The sequence below is a fragment of the Flavobacterium sp. UBA7682 genome (assembly GCF_002482945.1).
Lineage (GTDB): Bacteria > Bacteroidota > Bacteroidia > Flavobacteriales > Flavobacteriaceae > Flavobacterium.
The window spans coordinates 66,423-81,226 of record NZ_DLGY01000036.1 but is presented as its reverse complement, the minus strand read 5'-3'; the positions used below and the strand labels follow the sequence as shown (position 1 = coordinate 81,226).

General features: G+C 36.2%; 15 protein-coding genes. 4 read left to right on the top strand and 11 right to left on the bottom strand.

What is annotated here, in order from left to right:
- Nucleotides 1-39 precede the first annotated feature (39 nt).
- From B3C16_RS10370 to recF, 11 genes are all read right to left on the bottom strand, one after another.
- Nucleotides 40-882: an energy transducer TonB gene (locus B3C16_RS10370; RefSeq protein ID WP_121313200.1), complete on the bottom strand. Its 843-nt coding sequence runs from the start codon at nt 880-882 to the stop codon at nt 40-42.
- A gap of 168 nt (nt 883-1,050) precedes the next feature.
- Nucleotides 1,051-1,602: an RNA polymerase sigma factor gene (locus tag B3C16_RS10365; protein ID WP_121313201.1), complete on the bottom strand. Its 552-nt coding sequence runs from the start codon at nt 1,600-1,602 to the stop codon at nt 1,051-1,053.
- Nucleotides 1,593-2,699 carry a glycosyltransferase gene (locus B3C16_RS10360; protein ID WP_121313202.1) on the bottom strand — a complete coding sequence of 369 codons (1,107 nt, stop codon included), beginning with the start codon at nt 2,697-2,699 and terminating at the stop codon, nt 1,593-1,595. The genes B3C16_RS10365 and B3C16_RS10360 overlap by 10 nt, the downstream gene beginning before the upstream one ends.
- A 77-nt stretch (nt 2,700-2,776) precedes the next feature.
- Entirely contained in the window at nt 2,777-3,388 is a 612-nt protein-coding gene (locus tag B3C16_RS10355) for an FMN-binding negative transcriptional regulator (RefSeq protein ID WP_291131424.1), read from the bottom strand.
- A gap of 2 nt (nt 3,389-3,390) precedes the next feature.
- Complete coding sequence (locus B3C16_RS10350; RefSeq protein ID WP_121313205.1) at nt 3,391-3,897, bottom strand: GNAT family N-acetyltransferase; 507 nt, start codon at nt 3,895-3,897, stop codon at nt 3,391-3,393.
- A 1-nt stretch (nt 3,898) separates the two neighbouring features.
- Entirely contained in the window at nt 3,899-4,912 is a 1,014-nt protein-coding gene (gene murB / locus B3C16_RS10345) for a UDP-N-acetylmuramate dehydrogenase (RefSeq protein WP_121315017.1), read from the bottom strand.
- A gap of 46 nt (nt 4,913-4,958) precedes the next feature.
- Nucleotides 4,959-6,806 (bottom strand): asparagine synthase (glutamine-hydrolyzing), encoded by a 1,848-nt coding sequence (gene asnB, locus B3C16_RS10340; RefSeq protein ID WP_291131421.1) that lies wholly within the window; start codon nt 6,804-6,806, stop codon nt 4,959-4,961.
- A gap of 4 nt (nt 6,807-6,810) precedes the next feature.
- Nucleotides 6,811-7,878, bottom strand: a complete 1,068-nt coding sequence (locus B3C16_RS10335) for a glycosyltransferase (RefSeq protein ID WP_291131419.1) — start codon at nt 7,876-7,878, stop codon at nt 6,811-6,813.
- Between the two features lie 4 nt (nt 7,879-7,882).
- Nucleotides 7,883-8,557 (bottom strand): DUF2461 domain-containing protein, encoded by a 675-nt coding sequence (locus tag B3C16_RS10330; RefSeq protein WP_291131417.1) that lies wholly within the window; start codon nt 8,555-8,557, stop codon nt 7,883-7,885.
- A gap of 1 nt (nt 8,558) precedes the next feature.
- Nucleotides 8,559-9,266 (bottom strand): thioredoxin domain-containing protein, encoded by a 708-nt coding sequence (locus B3C16_RS10325; protein ID WP_291131415.1) that lies wholly within the window; start codon nt 9,264-9,266, stop codon nt 8,559-8,561.
- Nucleotides 9,267-9,306: 40 nt separating this feature from the next.
- Nucleotides 9,307-10,386, bottom strand: coding sequence for a DNA replication/repair protein RecF (gene recF, locus B3C16_RS10320; RefSeq protein ID WP_291131413.1), 1,080 nt, complete (start codon nt 10,384-10,386; stop codon nt 9,307-9,309).
- A gap of 281 nt (nt 10,387-10,667) precedes the next feature.
- Between recF and B3C16_RS10315 the strand changes: the two genes are divergently transcribed.
- The 4 genes from B3C16_RS10315 (at nt 10,668) to B3C16_RS10300 (ending at nt 14,803) form a co-directional block, all read left to right on the top strand.
- Nucleotides 10,668-11,456: a tetratricopeptide repeat protein gene (locus B3C16_RS10315; RefSeq protein ID WP_121313214.1), complete on the top strand. Its 789-nt coding sequence runs from the start codon at nt 10,668-10,670 to the stop codon at nt 11,454-11,456.
- Nucleotides 11,457-11,535: 79 nt separating this feature from the next.
- A complete protein-coding gene (ribH, locus tag B3C16_RS10310) occupies nt 11,536-12,027 on the top strand; it encodes a 6,7-dimethyl-8-ribityllumazine synthase (RefSeq protein WP_291131411.1) in 492 nt (163 codons plus the stop codon).
- A 164-nt stretch (nt 12,028-12,191) separates the two neighbouring features.
- Nucleotides 12,192-14,045 (top strand): DNA mismatch repair endonuclease MutL, encoded by a 1,854-nt coding sequence (mutL, locus tag B3C16_RS10305; RefSeq protein WP_291131409.1) that lies wholly within the window; start codon nt 12,192-12,194, stop codon nt 14,043-14,045.
- The gene (locus B3C16_RS10300; RefSeq protein ID WP_291131408.1) at nt 14,042-14,803 is read left to right on the top strand and encodes a rhomboid family intramembrane serine protease; all 762 of its coding nucleotides are present in this window, start codon (nt 14,042-14,044) and stop codon (nt 14,801-14,803) included. The genes mutL and B3C16_RS10300 overlap by 4 nt, the downstream gene beginning before the upstream one ends.
- Nucleotide 14,804: the final 1 nt, after the last annotated feature.

Below are 14,804 nucleotides of genomic sequence, written 5' to 3'. Positions count from 1 at the left end.
AACAAAAAACCGCCTCGGGCTGGAGGCGGTTTAAAGGAATTAAAGTTTAACTTTTATGGGTAACATGAATAAGGTTCTCACTGGTTTTCCGTCTTTTATTCCCGGAGACCATTTTACTTTCGAGGCTTTTAAAAGTCGAATGGCTTCTTTTTCCAGCTTATAGTCGGTACTTCTCACGGCTTTGATATCGGTTAGCGAACCGTCTTTTTCTATCACAAATGACATAATAACACTTAAAGTTACTTCTCCATCTTCTTCAATTTCAGGACGGTTAAAGTTATTGACTACATATTCGTAGAATCTTTTCATTCCGCCCGGATACAAAGGAAGTTTGTCTAATTCATTGGTGGTATTGATGCCGTTGCCTTTACTTTCGCCGTCACCATCAGTACTGGTTCCGGTAGATGTGCCGCCGGTAGTTGTAGATATTACGGTTCCTTTTGTATCACCACCATTCGGATTTGGATCGTCGTTATTTTTGCTTAGATCAACATTTTTGGTAATATCATCTGGATTGTCATTCGATTTCACAATGATTGGATCAACTAAATCTTTCGATTCTATCTTTTGTGTTGGCTCGTCTTCAATAAGTGGTGCTACAACGTCTTTTTTAGGTTCCTCGTTTTTCTTAGGCGGATAAGTAAAATTGTCTACTCGTATTACTATATCTTCATCGATTGGTGATGGAGTTGGGATATCTCCGAATGAAGTTAGGAATAAACCTAAGCCAATTGCGCCGCAAAAAAAGGTGATGCCACTTAAAAAAGCTATTAATGAAGTTTTGGAATTTTCTTGGCGTAATTGGTAAGCGCCATAGGCTTTGTTTTTGCCTTCAAAAACCAGATCGATCCAGTTTTTTTCATAAATACTAACGTTTGACATAATTATATGGTTTTAGAGTTAAGTATTTATACTACATAAGCAAGATGTTTAATGTTATAACGCAGGAAATATCAAAATAGTATAAATAATGTTAAATATTTATTTATATAGAGATTGTATTTCCCTAAAAGGTTGGGAAGACTTAAAAAAATAAATTAAAAAAGTGGACTATCTTTTGCTTTCGATGATTTCTGCCAATAGTTTTTTGGCGCGAAGCAATTTGATTTTAACGTTACTTAACGGTTCGTTCAGCTGTTCGGCAATTTCCTGATAACTCATTTCCTGAAAATAACGAAGTTGAATTACTTCTTGGTAATGTGGTTTCAATTCTTTGATGAATTGGAGTAGGCGAGACAGGTTTTGTTCGGTAATCAATTCGTCTTCTGCTGAAGGAGAACTGTCGGCAACATTGTAAGCTTGTTGGTCTTCTTCATCCGTGATTTCCACAAAAACAGTCGATCTCTTTTTACGAAGCATATCAATGTGCACGTTTTTGGCAATGGCAATCAACCAAGTGTTGAATTGAAATTCGGGATTGTAAGTCGAAATTTTGTCAAAAGCTTTAGAGAAAGTTTCTATGGTAATGTCTTCCGAATCGGTTTCGTTTTCCGTACGTTTCAACATAAAGCCATACACTTCGTTCCAATAATGGTCGAGCAAAAAGGTAAACGCTACTTGGTCACCTTTCTTAGCTTTCTCTATGTATTTGTTTATTTCCAATGAACCGGTTTTGAGAAAGTATTGGTGATAAACACATTCAATTGCGTGAAAATTAGAACAATTTCAATAATGGGGAACCAATACATCACATCCTTTTCTTTTAATTTACCGGCGGCAAATCCCATTGCCAACCAAGCAAATAAATATCGGAAACCAATAATACTAACCACAGCAATCCATTGAAATTGGAAGGCCAACAATACTATTGGTAACAACAGAAAGAGCAATTGCGAAGCGTAAAAAATACTCAATTGGTTTCGGTCAAACATTTTATAGTGTTTTGCTGTCGATACGTGACGACGTTTTTGGGTAAACCATTCTTTAAAAGAAGTTTTCGGTTCTGAATAAGTGAAACTGTCTGGTAGGTAACAAACCGCTGTGTTTTCTGCTGTTGCGGCTTGATTGATAAACAAATCATCATCACCCGAACGCAATTTCATATGATCCATAAAACCACGCACTTTGAAAAACTCTTCTCGTTTGTAAGCCATATTACGACCAACGCCCATGTAAGGTTTCCCTATTTTAGCCCAAGCAAAATATTGTGTTGCCGTTAGTAAAGTTTCAAAACGAATGATTTTATTTAAAAAGGAATTGGCTATTTTTTCATACGCACCATAACCCAAAACGATATTCTTTTGAGCCGTGAATTGCGAACTCATACTCGTAATCCAGTCTTTCGATGTTGGATAACAATCAGCATCAGTGAATAATAAGTATTCGTATTTTGCCGCTTTGATACCAAGGGTTAAAGCGAATTTTTTGTTGCCCCAAAACGCTTCGTTGTTTTCTACTTTGACCAATTTTACGTTGTCATATTGTTTTTCAAACTCTTCAAAAATCTCCAAGGTGTTGTCGCTGGAAGCATCGTCAATCAAAACGATTTCGAAAGTGTGGTAGTTTTGTTCGGCTAAAAGCGGGACAAACTTTTTTACGTTTTCTTCTTCGTTTTTGGCGCAAACAATAATCGAAATTGGAACTCTTTTCGGTGTAGCAGTCTGTGGCTTAGCAAAAGAAAATTTGCCAAATATTACAATATAATACAAGAACTGAATAACAACTACGGCGATGAATAGACAGAATAGAGTTAGTAACATAGGCTTTTTTTGACTTTAAAAAGGGTTGCAAATGTAGTTATTCTAACCGCAATAATCAAAGGAATTTTAACAAATTCCTAGCGATTCTTTTTCATTTCCTTGGCAATATCAATGGCTTGATTGTCATTGGTTTTTTCTAATTCGGTGATGATGTTTTGGTAGTTCTTATCGTCACGATTTTGCGATAATTTCTTTTGGGCTTCTATCGCTGTAATTTCAATTTCGAAAGCGACAATGCCTTGAGCTTCGCGCATCGTTTTTTCGGATAAATTTTCGACACGAACCGGGTTTTCGGATTTAGCTTCATATTTATCAACTAACTTTTTTAGAAAATCTACGGCTTGTTCGTCGTTGTAAACCGTTACTTTTCCGTAAATATGTATGGCGAGATAATTCCATGTGGGTACATTTTCATGGTCATACCATGAAGAAGAAATATAAGTATGTGCACCCGAAAAAATAGCCAACACTTCATTATTGGTTTTAAAACTTTCCGCTTGCGGATTGAGTTTAGAGATGTGTCCGACTAAAATCTGTTTTCCTTCAAAATTGGTTTCTAAAATCAACGGCGTATGCGTTGCCCACAATTTGCCATCGGTTTGATTAACCAAAATTGCAAATCCATTTTGATGAAGGAAGTTTTGAATGTCTTCTTGATTTTCGTTTTTATAAAGTTCAGGAATGTACATAATTACTTTTTATTTTGAATTTGGTATAAAACACCTTCGTGTAAATCAAAGTTGAATTTGCCAACGAATGTCATGCCTGTTTTTTCTAAAACTTTGACCGAAGCTACATTCAGTTCCATTGCTCTTCCGACTATTTTAGTGAGTTGCAAATGATGGAAACCATAATCGATACAAGCTTTTGCGGTTTCGGTAGCGTAACCTTGGTTCCAATATTTTCTAAAGAAGCGAAAACCCAAATCGACTTCGTCTAAATCCGGTGAATATTTCAAGCCACACCAACCTATGAATTCATTATTTGATTTGACAATTACAGCCCAACGACCGTATCCGTAAAGTTCATATTGACTGTAATTTTCCAAGAATGATTTGGCTTCAGTCACATTGGTGAAAGCCTTATCACCGGTGTATTTGATAACTTCTTGATCGGTATTCAAATCATAGAAATGTTGAGCATCAATAACAGTTAATTCTCGGAGGTAACAACGATTGGTTTCCAGAATAGTTTTCATTTTAAATCACATTCACTTCAGCTTCAATTGCAATGCCGAATTCTTTTAAAATAGTGGCTTGAATGTCTTTGGAAACAGCCAAAATTTCTTGACCGGTTGCGTTGCCATAATTCACTAAAACCAATGCTTGATTCTTATGAATTCCGGCATCACCAAAACGTTTTCCTTTAAACCCTGCGCGTTCAATCAACCAACCGGCCGGTACTTTGACTTCGGTTTCAGAAACCACATAATGAGGCATATCGGGATGTAAAGCATGTGCTTTTTCATAATCCACTTTTGAAATAATTGGGTTTTTGAAAAAACTACCGCTGTTGCCTAGTTCTTTTGGATCCGGCAATTTGCTTTGGCGAATGGCAATTACGGCATTGGAAACATCTTTCAATGTTGGTACAACAACGTTTTGCTTTTCTAATTCCTTAGTAATATCGCCGTAGGAGGTATTTATTTTATGATTGCGTTTCGTTAATTTGAAAACGACAGAAGTAATGACGAATTGGTCTTTGGCTTCGTGTTTGAATACGCTTTCTCGGTAGCCAAAATGACATTCTTCTTTGTTGAAAGTTTTGAGGCTTTGCGTAGCAATATTAACGGCTTCACACGATACAAAAGTATCTTTGATTTCGGTACCGTAAGCGCCAATGTTTTGCACCGGAGTTGTTCCAACATTCCCTGGAATTAAAGACATATTCTCCAATCCGCCAAAGTTTTGGTCGATGGTCCAAAGTACAAATTCATGCCAATTTTCACCCGCCATACTTTCTACCCAAACGAAATCATCGTCTTCTTTGAGGATTCTTTTTCCTTTTAAATCGATATGAATCACTAAGGCTTGAATGTCTTGGGTTAACAACATATTGCTTCCGCCGCCGAGAATGAATTTCTTTTGGTTTTGGTTTTCATTTAGAACGGTTTTTAATTCAGCTACCGTGTGGACTGCAATGAATTGTTGGGCTTTGGCTTCAATGCCAAAAGTATTGTATTTTTTTAGGGAGAAATTGGTCTGGATTGGCATCATTTAAATCGACTTAATGGTTTACAAAAGTAAACAATCCATCATTTTAAACGAATTTCTTTTGGTAGTTTTTTTGCCAAACATGGAACATGAAAAGTGGCATTATATAAGGAATAATTTTGGTGTTTCCTTTTTGAATTTCACTGACAATTTTACTACCGTTGATGTTTTCCAAAAAAGGCATATCAAACATCTCGCTTTTGGCAAAACTGTTCAGTTCTTCTTTAAAAATAGGATATTCAGTCAAGTATTTTCCCCATGGCGCGCTCAAACCAATCTTTCTGAAATCGATGATTTCTTTAGGAAGTTTATCTTTCATCGTAGTTTTGAGAATGAACTTTCCTTTTTTACCGGTGAACATCCATTTGCTGTCAAGTGTTCCTAAACCGGCGACTAATCTTGGGTCTAAAAACGGTTCGCGACATTCAATCGAACTTCCCATAGTGCAACGGTCGTTTCGGTCTAATAACGAACACAAATAAGTGTGTTGGTCAAAATACAAGGCTTGACGTTGTAAGTCTTTTGGATACAACTCTTGCGCTTCTTGTAAAATCTGATGGCGATAGGCATTTTCGGGTTTGTTCTTATTGCCATAAAACAAATTAATATCTTCAGGATAGACATTAGAACCATTGAAAATCACTAAATCCGCATCGCTGTTGATCTTGGAATAACGGAACAATTTGTCGTAGCGCGGTTTTTTATTAAAGGTTTCAAACTTCGAAATTTGTGAAATGACTTTTAGCAAAGAAGGATTTTTCAAGGCTTTGTAACGTACATAACCACCCATCAATTCGTCGGCACCTTCACCGGAAAGCAGCACTTTTACTTTTGGCTTTGCCAATTTAGCGATGGCCAATAAATGCGGTTCGTTGAGGTGCATTATCGGTTCGTCTTGGAAATAAGTGGTTTCAAATAAATTTTGGTACAAATTGTCATTCTCCAATTGGGTATGATTCAAAATATATTGGTACTCTTCCGTGATTTTTTTGGCCAAATGAAATTCATTGTGTTCGGCTTCCGAAAAACTGATATTGAAAGCCTCAATATTCTTAAAATTTTGATGGTATAAAGCCGATAGAATCGAGCAGGAGTCTAATCCGCCACTGAGTAGAACACCAACAGGAACATCACTCACCATGCGCAGTTTTACCGAATCAAAGAAAGTTTCTTCAAACCATTTTTTCGGATGGATAATTGGGCTGTGGTTTTGGATTTGTTCTTTTAAATTCCACCATCTGTTAGTCGTGCTTTTGCCGTTTTCCTCAATAACCATATAATGTCCTGGGAGCAACTTTTTCACATGATTATACAAAGTGTTTTCACCGGCAACAAAACGATTGAAAACATATTCTTCCATACCGTTTTCCGAAATTTCTAAAGGAACACCGGCGGTAAAAAGCGCTTTTTGTTCTGAGGCAAAAAATAAAGTGTTTTGGTGAATGGCGTAATACAAAGGTTTTACACCCATTCGATCTCTGCAAAGCGATAGTTTTTTTTCTAAAGTGTCCCAAATAGCGAAGGCAAACATCCCGTTCAAGCGATGTAGCATTTCCATACCATATAATTCAAAGAGCCTAAGTAGGACTTCTGTGTCAGAGCCTGATTTTAAAGTGATTCCTTTGCTTTTTAATTCGGGATAAAAAGATTGGTAATTGTAAATTTCGCCATTAAAGACGATGATGTATCTTCCGTTTTCAGATATAAATGGTTGATGTCCGGCTGTTGAAGTATCAATAATGGAAAGCCTTCTATGACCTAAGCCTATATTGTTGTTGAGATAAATGCCTTTGTCATCCGGACCACGATGTTCCAGGACATCACGCATTTTAACCAATTGATTTTCGTCAACCGGTTTATAGTTTAAATGTAGAATTCCGTTTATGCCGCACATATAACTAAATAGTGGCGGATTTAGTTGTAATCAAATCGTGGTATTTCAAGGCAATTTTTTTCATGTTTTTTTCGTAGTTGGCATTCTCTTCAACAAACGCTCTGTTGGCTAAAATAGCTAGTTTAGTTAAATCTGTATGGAGAAAAGCCCACTCTAATTCTTCCGCTAATTTAACAGCATTTTCGGAAGGTACAAGTATTCCGTTAATTTTTTGTTCTATCCAATGACGATTGCCGGGTAAATCACTTACAATTGGGAAACAACCACAGGCCATAGCTTCAAATAGAGAAGCCGAAACACCTTCTGTGGTTGGCATACTGATGTAGAAATTGGATTTTTGTAAATAGGTTGGAATATCATTATTGTCAATTCTGCCCATAAAGTCAACTTCCTTTTCTATATTCAATTCTTTGGCTAAAGATTGTAGTTTTTTCAATTCGATACCATCACCAATGATTACAAGATTAAAAGGAATGTTTTTTTGCTTCAGCAATGCAAAAGCTTTTAAAATCAAATCATGTTGGTATTCCGGATTTAGCGAACGCGTTATAATGGCGTTGATTTTTTGGTTGTCATGCGCCTCATTGAACTGAAAAAAATTGAGATTAATGCCTTTGGGTAAAATCATCACTTTCGACATGTCGACACCACTTTCAATCATATGATTGGCCATTACAGTTCCCCAAGCATGAATTAAATCGGCTTTGTTATAAGCATATTTTTGAATGATTTTTTTGAACGGATAGGATAGGGAATTCACCGGCCATAAATCGGTTATGCCTTGTTGGGCAATGGCTATGGGTTTAATGCCACACAAAGCTGCCAGGTATCCATAACTAGTGGTTCGCTCCGCAATGACCATATCAGCATTGAATTTTTTGACGATGCTTTTTATGGTGAAAAATGCTTTGGTCAACTCAAGTATTCGAATCAATCTGTAAATTCCGTAGCTTTTGGTTTGCAATTCCCAAGTGACAATTTCGAAGTCGCCAAAATCTCGGAGTCCATTCATCCAAGTAACAGCATCGGCGCGATAAGTTTCACCCAAAAACAGTATTCTTTTTTTTGTCATTGATTTAGTCTTCAGTCTCTAAAGCTCTACGTAAAAAGTCGTTCATTGGTTTTAAAGCGATTAATTTTTGCGCTACTATTTTGCTGAAATCTTTGTCAGTAAAAAGAGCATCATCAATTTTAGTTGAAGCCGTATAACTTTTCAGTTTTAAAAATTCAATGGCTGGATGATTTGGGTCGAAATCTTTGGGTGCTTTTTTTAAGGTATTGTTATCGTCGCGTGTCAGTGTTGCAAATGTTGATTTGAAAGTTTTATCATTGACAATAGCTTCTAAATCTTCATTAAAAAAAGCGATTTCTTTGCGTATTTTTTTTAATTCATTGGGTTCCGGACACCAAACACCACCGGCGATAAAGGAATTTCCTTTTTCGAAATGTACATAGTAGCCAGGACTGTTTTTTTGGAATTTATTTTGGGTAAACCATACGCCCATGTTGGTTTTATAAGGCGATTTGTCTTTAGAAAAACGAATGTCGCGATTGATGCGAAACGTACAATTTTTGACTTCCAACGGTTCTAAAGTTTTGTCCAATGGTTTCATTTCTGCCAAAAGCAAAGCAATGTAATTATGATAGTCTTTTTTATAGTTTTCATACCTTTTTTTATTGGCATGCATCCAATCGGTATTGTTGTTTGCGATTAAATCTTCCAGAAACAGGAGGGTATCTTTGGTTATCATATTACAAGTGTTTTCTAAGTTCTTCTTCGGAGATATAGCCTGCATTTCTCCATACTTCTTTTCCGTTCTCGTATATAATAACGGTAGGTAAACCATCAATTTTCATTTCCTCGGTTAAGGTTTTATTCTCATCGGCATCTACTCGTACAATTTTAATTTGGTCTTTCAGTTCGTCTTGTAATTTCAATACATAAGGTTTCATTTTTTGGCAAGGACCACACCATACCGCAGTGAAATTGATCAGGACTTTTTTGTCGGATGTGATCAGTTTTTGATAATCGTCCGAAGTCATTCCGGCTTTGGCACTGGTAGAGCTTTGCGAAGACTTAGGCAGGTCGTTAGCGGTCCATTTCATGATGCCGCCTTCTAAATTGTAAATCTCTTTGAAACCCATTTCAGCTAATTTATCTGCTGCTTGTGCGCTTCTTCCGCCTACTTTGCAATACACGAAAATTGGTTTGGTTTTGTCAAATCCAGCCGCTTTCGAGACGAAATCATTATTGTTTATATTGACATTGGTCGCATTTTCAAGGTGTTCAACGCTATATTCTTGCGGCGTTCTAACATCAAGTAATTGAGGTTTTTCAGTAGTTTTTAGCTTTTCAGCGTAAGCTTTAGGCGCTAATGTTTGAATATTTTTACTTGGTTGTCCTTGACAGCTTATGAATAGGAAACTCAATAATAATAGAGAAAATAATTTGGTTTTCATGTCTTGCAATTTTTTAGCTAAATTACAAAATAGTGTAACATTATAAGTTAAATATTTTGTAACTCTGATGGGTTGTTTTTACTATGTTTTCCGTTCGTTCCGGATGTGTATCCGAGATAAATAATTGCCCGAATTCTTCGTTGTTGACCATTTCTATAATCTTACTAACGCGAAATTCATCCAGTTTGTCAAAAATATCATCAAAAAGCAGGATTGGTTTTTCGCCGCTTTGTTTTTTGACAAAATCGAATTGGGCCAACTTCAAAGCGATAAGAAAAGATTTTTGTTGGCCTTGAGAACCAAACTTTTTAATCGGATAATGGTCAATTTCGAATGACAAATCGTCTTTGTGAACACCAACAGAAGTGTATTGTAAAGCTCGATCTTTGCTGAGATTTTCTTCTAATAAAGTCAAAGTGTCTTTTTCGAATAAATCACTTTGGTAAACCAATTGCACGGATTCGGCAGAGTTGGTAATGTCTTGGTGGTATTGGTTAAATATCGGAATAAATTCTTCCAGAAACTTTTGTCTTTTGTCGAAAATAGTTTTCCCCAAATTATCCAACTGCTCATTATAGATGCTTAAAGTGTCTTTTTCAAACACATGGTTTAAGGCGAAATACTTCAACAAAGCATTGCGTTGGCTGATGATTTTTTGGTATTGAATGAGTTTTTGTAAGTAAGTGTTATCCAATTGCGAAATCACGCTGTCCATAAATTTACGTCGCGTTTCGCTACCTTCGATGATTAAATCTCTATCGGCTGGAGAAATGATGACCAACGGAATAAAACCAATATGGTCGGAAAATTTTTCGTAGACTTTGCTGTTGCGTTTGAGGATTTTTTTTTGGCCTTTTTTCAAACTGCAGAGAATTTGCTCGGAACGGTCATTTTTTTCGAACTCGCCATCGACTACAAAAAACTCTTCGCCATGTTTGATATTTTGCACCGCTAACGGATTGAAATAACTTTTACCATTGGCCAAATGATAAATAGCGTCGAGTATGTTGGTTTTTCCAATACCGTTTTTACCCACGAAACAATTGATTTTGAGGTCAAATTCGAAGGAAGCGTCTGAAAAATTCTTGTAATTGAGTATTGATATTCGTTTTAAAAACAATTTGGATTTGTTTGAAATTAGTGTTTAAGCTCCTTATATATATCAGGAAAAGGTTAATTAATTATTCTTATTCCCAAGCCTTAAAGTTAAAGAGGTGCAAATTATTCAAAAATAACGAGAAAAATAGCTTTTAAATTTTTTCTTTAAGTGATATTTTGTCTTTGAAAAGAAAGAACCTTTGATAAAAAAAAATAATTTCATCAGTATTAAATATTAAATCAATTTTTTTTGTGTCGGTTTGAATAAAAATTTTATTTTTGCGCACACTAAATTAAAAATAGATGGCAACTTTTAACAAAAGAGGATATAGATCACCAAAAGAAAAAGAAGAGAAATTAGACAATAATTTTATTGAAGATGTGAATGTTGATGTCAAAGACAGTACAACCGCAAAAGCATTTGATACTTTAGATGAATCAGCTTCGAGAGCAGAAGATTTTATTGCAAAAAATCAAAAAGTTATTTTAGGTTTTCTTGTTGCTGTAGTATTGGCGGTTGTTGGTTATTTTGCTTATGAAAAATTTATTGCTGAGCCAAACCAACAAGATGCTGCGGATCAGTTATTCGTTGCGCAACAAAACTTCCAAAAAGCAGTTGACGGTGATGTAAAAGCGGATTCATTGTTCAATTTAGTATTAAACGGTTCTGAAGGTAAATTTGGAGTCTTAAAAATCGCTGAAGAATATTCAGGAACTGCTGCCGGTAATTTGGCTAACTATTATGCCGGTATTGCTTACCTGAACACAGGTAAATATGCAGAAGCGGTAACAAGTTTAGAAAAATTCTCTACAAAAGATGTTACTTTGAGTGCTTTGTCTAAAGGCGCTATTGGTGATGCTTATGCACAACAAAACAAACAAAAGGAAGCTCTAGAGTTTTATGTAAAAGCGGCAGACGTTAACAGCACTAATGATTTTACAAGACCTAGATTTCTATTAAAAGCAGGAAAGACAGCTTTAGCTTTAGGAAATAAAGCAGAAGCATTAAAATATTTCACCGAAATCAAAGAGAACTTCGATATGTCGCCGGAAGGACAACAAATTGATGCTTTGATTGGATTAGCAAATTAATATAGTGATCAGTATTCAGTGTTTAGTTGGCAGTTAATATTGCTGAACACTAATAGCTGATGACTGAACAATCCTAAATATGGCTACGGCAAACAAAAACTTATCCAATTACGATAAAAACACAATCCCAAACGCGAAAGACTTTCGGTTTGGGATTGTTGTTTCAGAATGGAACGATCATATTACAAATGGTCTGTATAACGGAGCTGAAGCAGCTTTGTTAGACTGTGGTGCGTTACCCGAAAATATTTTCCGTTGGAATGTTCCCGGAAGTTTCGAATTGGTTTACGGAGCGCAACGCATGATTGTTACTCAAGAAGTAGATGTGGTGATTACGATTGGTTGTGTGATTAAGGGCGAAACGATGCATTTCGAATTTGTCTGCGAAGGCGTAACCCAAGGCATCAAAGATTTGAACGTGCAAACGGATGTTCCGGTTATCTTTTGTTTATTAACCGATAACAACGAACAGCAATCTATCGATCGAAGCGGCGGTATTCATGGTAACAAAGGAACTGAAGCAGCAATCGCGGCAATTAAAATGGCTGATTTGAGAAGAAAAACAATTTGATTTTATTCCTTTTGAATATATAATATGAACCTATTCCTTTGTGAATAGGTTTTTTATTTTTAGGGAAGTATTAACTATAAATCCCAATACTTTTTCCTTAAATTTGCTTGCTTCGGTTACCCAAATACTGAAGCCATAATAAAACACTGAATACTTAAAAAAGAATGTCAAGTATAATTCAATTACTTCCTGATCACGTTGCCAATCAAATTGCTGCCGGCGAAGTGGTGCAAAGACCGGCTTCGGTAGTGAAAGAGCTATTGGAGAATGCTGTTGATGCGAAAGCCACCGATATCAAACTTATCATTAAAGATGCCGGAAAATCATTGGTTCAAGTTATTGATAATGGTTTAGGAATGAGCGTAACCGATTCGCGTTTGTGTTTTGAACGGCATGCGACTTCTAAAATCCGTCAAGCGGAAGATTTATTTTCTTTGCATACTAAAGGTTTTCGCGGTGAAGCTTTGGCTTCTATTGCGGCGATTGCGCATGTGGAAATGAAAACCAAACAAGAGCAAGAAGAATTAGGTATTCACATAATTATTGAAGGCAGCAAATTTGTTTCTCAAGAACCGGCAGTTTTGCCTAAAGGTACTTCGTTTGCGGTCAAAAATTTATTTTTTAATATTCCGGCACGCCGTAATTTTTTAAAATCGGAAACCGTTGAACAACGCCATATTGTTGATGAATTCCAACGCGTCGCGATGGCGCATCCGAATATTCATTTTACAATGTACCACAACGGCAGTGAAATGTTTAACTTGCCGATATCGAATTTCAGACAACGCATCGTCAATATTTTTTCGGGTAAAACCAATGAGAAATTAGTTCCGGTAAAAGAAGACACCGAGATTGTAAACCTGCAAGGATTTATAGGAAAGCCCGAATTCTCTAAAAAAAATAGAGGAGAGCAATTCTTTTTTGTCAACAATCGATTTATCAAAAGCGGTTATTTGCACCATGCTGTCATGGCGGCGTATGAAGGTTTGCTGAAAGATGGCGCACAACCAAGTTATTTTTTATACTTAGATGTTCCGCCGCATACGATTGATATCAATATTCATCCGACCAAAACCGAAATTAAGTTTGACGATGAACATGCGTTGTATGCTATTTTGCGCTCGGCCATCAAACACAGTTTAGGGCAATTTAATGTCGCTCCGGTATTGGATTTCGACCGCGACCCCAATTTAGACACACCTTATCAATACCAAAATAAAGAAGCCGAATATCCTACGATTCAAGTTGATAGGAGTTATAATCCATTTTCAGAAGACAAACAACCAAGTAAATCTTTTGCTTCTTCTTCAAATTATAAAAAGCCCGAAGCGCAGCCGAGTTGGGAAAGTTTATACGTTGGTTTAAAGCAAGCCGGACAAGAGATTGCCGAAATGACTTTTGAAAATGAGGCTGTAACTTCCTCTTTATTTGAAGAAAATGAGATAGAACAAGAGGTCAAACGCACGTATCAAATTCATAAAAAATACATTGTCAGCCCAATCAAATCGGGTATGGTAATTATAAATCAGAAGCGTGCTCACGAACGTGTTTTATACGAAGAATTCTTAACCAGTATGACCGTGAAACAAGCTTCTAGTCAGCAATTGTTATTTCCATTGCAGTTGTTTTATTCTTCAGACGAAGTAGCATTGTTGGCCGAACTAAAAACATCACTCGAAAATACCGGTTTTGTTTTTGAAGCTATTGAAGATGACAATGTACTCATTTCAGGTTTGCCTGTCAATGTGACTGAAAGCGAAATTTCTATCGTTTTGGAAGAGTTATTGAGTGATTTACAAGACGGTATTCCGGACAATAGTTTTTCTCAAAATGACACGATTGCCAAGTCGATGGCAAGAAGTTTGGCCATTAAAACCGGAACGTATTTAACCGAAAAAGAACAAGAAAATTTGGTGCACAATCTTTTTGCTTGCAAAGAACCGAATGTGTCACCGTTTCAAAAACCAACTTTCATCACGATGAGTGTGGAAGATTTAGATAAAAAATTCAGCTTATGATGCGAATGACCGATACTGTAAAGCAGTTACTGATTATTAATGTTATATTTTACATTGGCTCCAATTATGTGGGCGATGTAGCTTACCAATTGTTTTCTTTGTATTATCCTGAAAGTCCAAGTTTTAGATATTGGCAGCCATTGACCAGTATGTTTATGCATGCGAAGATGCCTAACTTTATGCATATTCTGTTCAATATGTTTGCCTTGTATTCTTTTGGAAGTGCCTTGGAACATTTTTGGGGTTCAAAAAAGTTCTTGTTCTTTTATATTTCCTGTGGAATAGGTGCTTCATTATTATACATGGGAATGAATTATTATACTTTTCACCATGGTGTAAATTTATTAGTTGAAAACGGTCAAAACCAAGCTGATATTTTAAAGATTTTAGCGGAAGGAAAATATGATACCAATTGGGAAAATATAATTCCGTTAAGTGATTTTAACAGCATGATGTCAAGTTATTTGGTTCCGGCTGTTGGTGCTTCCGGAGCGATTTATGGGTTATTAACCGCTTTTGCTTTTATGTTTCCCAATGCTGAATTGGCACTGATGTTTGTTCCAATTCCTATCAAGGCCAAATATTTTGTGCCGGGATTATTGGCAGTTGATTTATTTTTAGGATTTAAAGGCAGTTCTATTTTTGGCAGTGGCGGAACGGGAATTGCTCACTTTGCGCATTTAGGCGGTGCTTTAACCGGATTTCTCATGATGTGGTATTGGAAGAAAAGTTCATTTAATAAAAATCGTTGGAATTAAA

Excerpts from the sequence above, each read along its gene's own strand:
- B3C16_RS10370 (WP_121313200.1), bottom strand. The coding sequence starts at position 882 with ATGTCAAACGTTAGTATTTATGAAAAAAACTGGATCGATCTGGTTTTT.
- B3C16_RS10335 (WP_291131419.1), bottom strand. The coding sequence starts at position 7,878 with ATGACAAAAAAAAGAATACTGTTTTTGGGTGAAACTTATCGCGCCGAT.
- B3C16_RS10330 (WP_291131417.1), bottom strand. The coding sequence starts at position 8,557 with ATGATAACCAAAGATACCCTCCTGTTTCTGGAAGATTTAATCGCAAAC.
- B3C16_RS10355 (WP_291131424.1), bottom strand. The coding sequence starts at position 3,388 with ATGTACATTCCTGAACTTTATAAAAACGAAAATCAAGAAGACATTCAA.
- B3C16_RS10350 (WP_121313205.1), bottom strand. The coding sequence starts at position 3,897 with ATGAAAACTATTCTGGAAACCAATCGTTGTTACCTCCGAGAATTAACT.
- B3C16_RS10325 (WP_291131415.1), bottom strand. The coding sequence starts at position 9,266 with ATGAAAACCAAATTATTTTCTCTATTATTATTGAGTTTCCTATTCATA.
- B3C16_RS10315 (WP_121313214.1), top strand. The coding sequence starts at position 10,668 with ATGGCAACTTTTAACAAAAGAGGATATAGATCACCAAAAGAAAAAGAA.
- B3C16_RS10360 (WP_121313202.1), bottom strand. The coding sequence starts at position 2,699 with ATGTTACTAACTCTATTCTGTCTATTCATCGCCGTAGTTGTTATTCAG.
- ribH (WP_291131411.1), top strand. The coding sequence starts at position 11,536 with ATGGCTACGGCAAACAAAAACTTATCCAATTACGATAAAAACACAATC.
- murB (WP_121315017.1), bottom strand. The coding sequence starts at position 4,912 with ATGCCAATCCAGACCAATTTCTCCCTAAAAAAATACAATACTTTTGGC.
- mutL (WP_291131409.1), top strand. The coding sequence starts at position 12,192 with ATGTCAAGTATAATTCAATTACTTCCTGATCACGTTGCCAATCAAATT.
- asnB (WP_291131421.1), bottom strand. The coding sequence starts at position 6,806 with ATGTGCGGCATAAACGGAATTCTACATTTAAACTATAAACCGGTTGAC.
- B3C16_RS10300 (WP_291131408.1), top strand. The coding sequence starts at position 14,042 with ATGATGCGAATGACCGATACTGTAAAGCAGTTACTGATTATTAATGTT.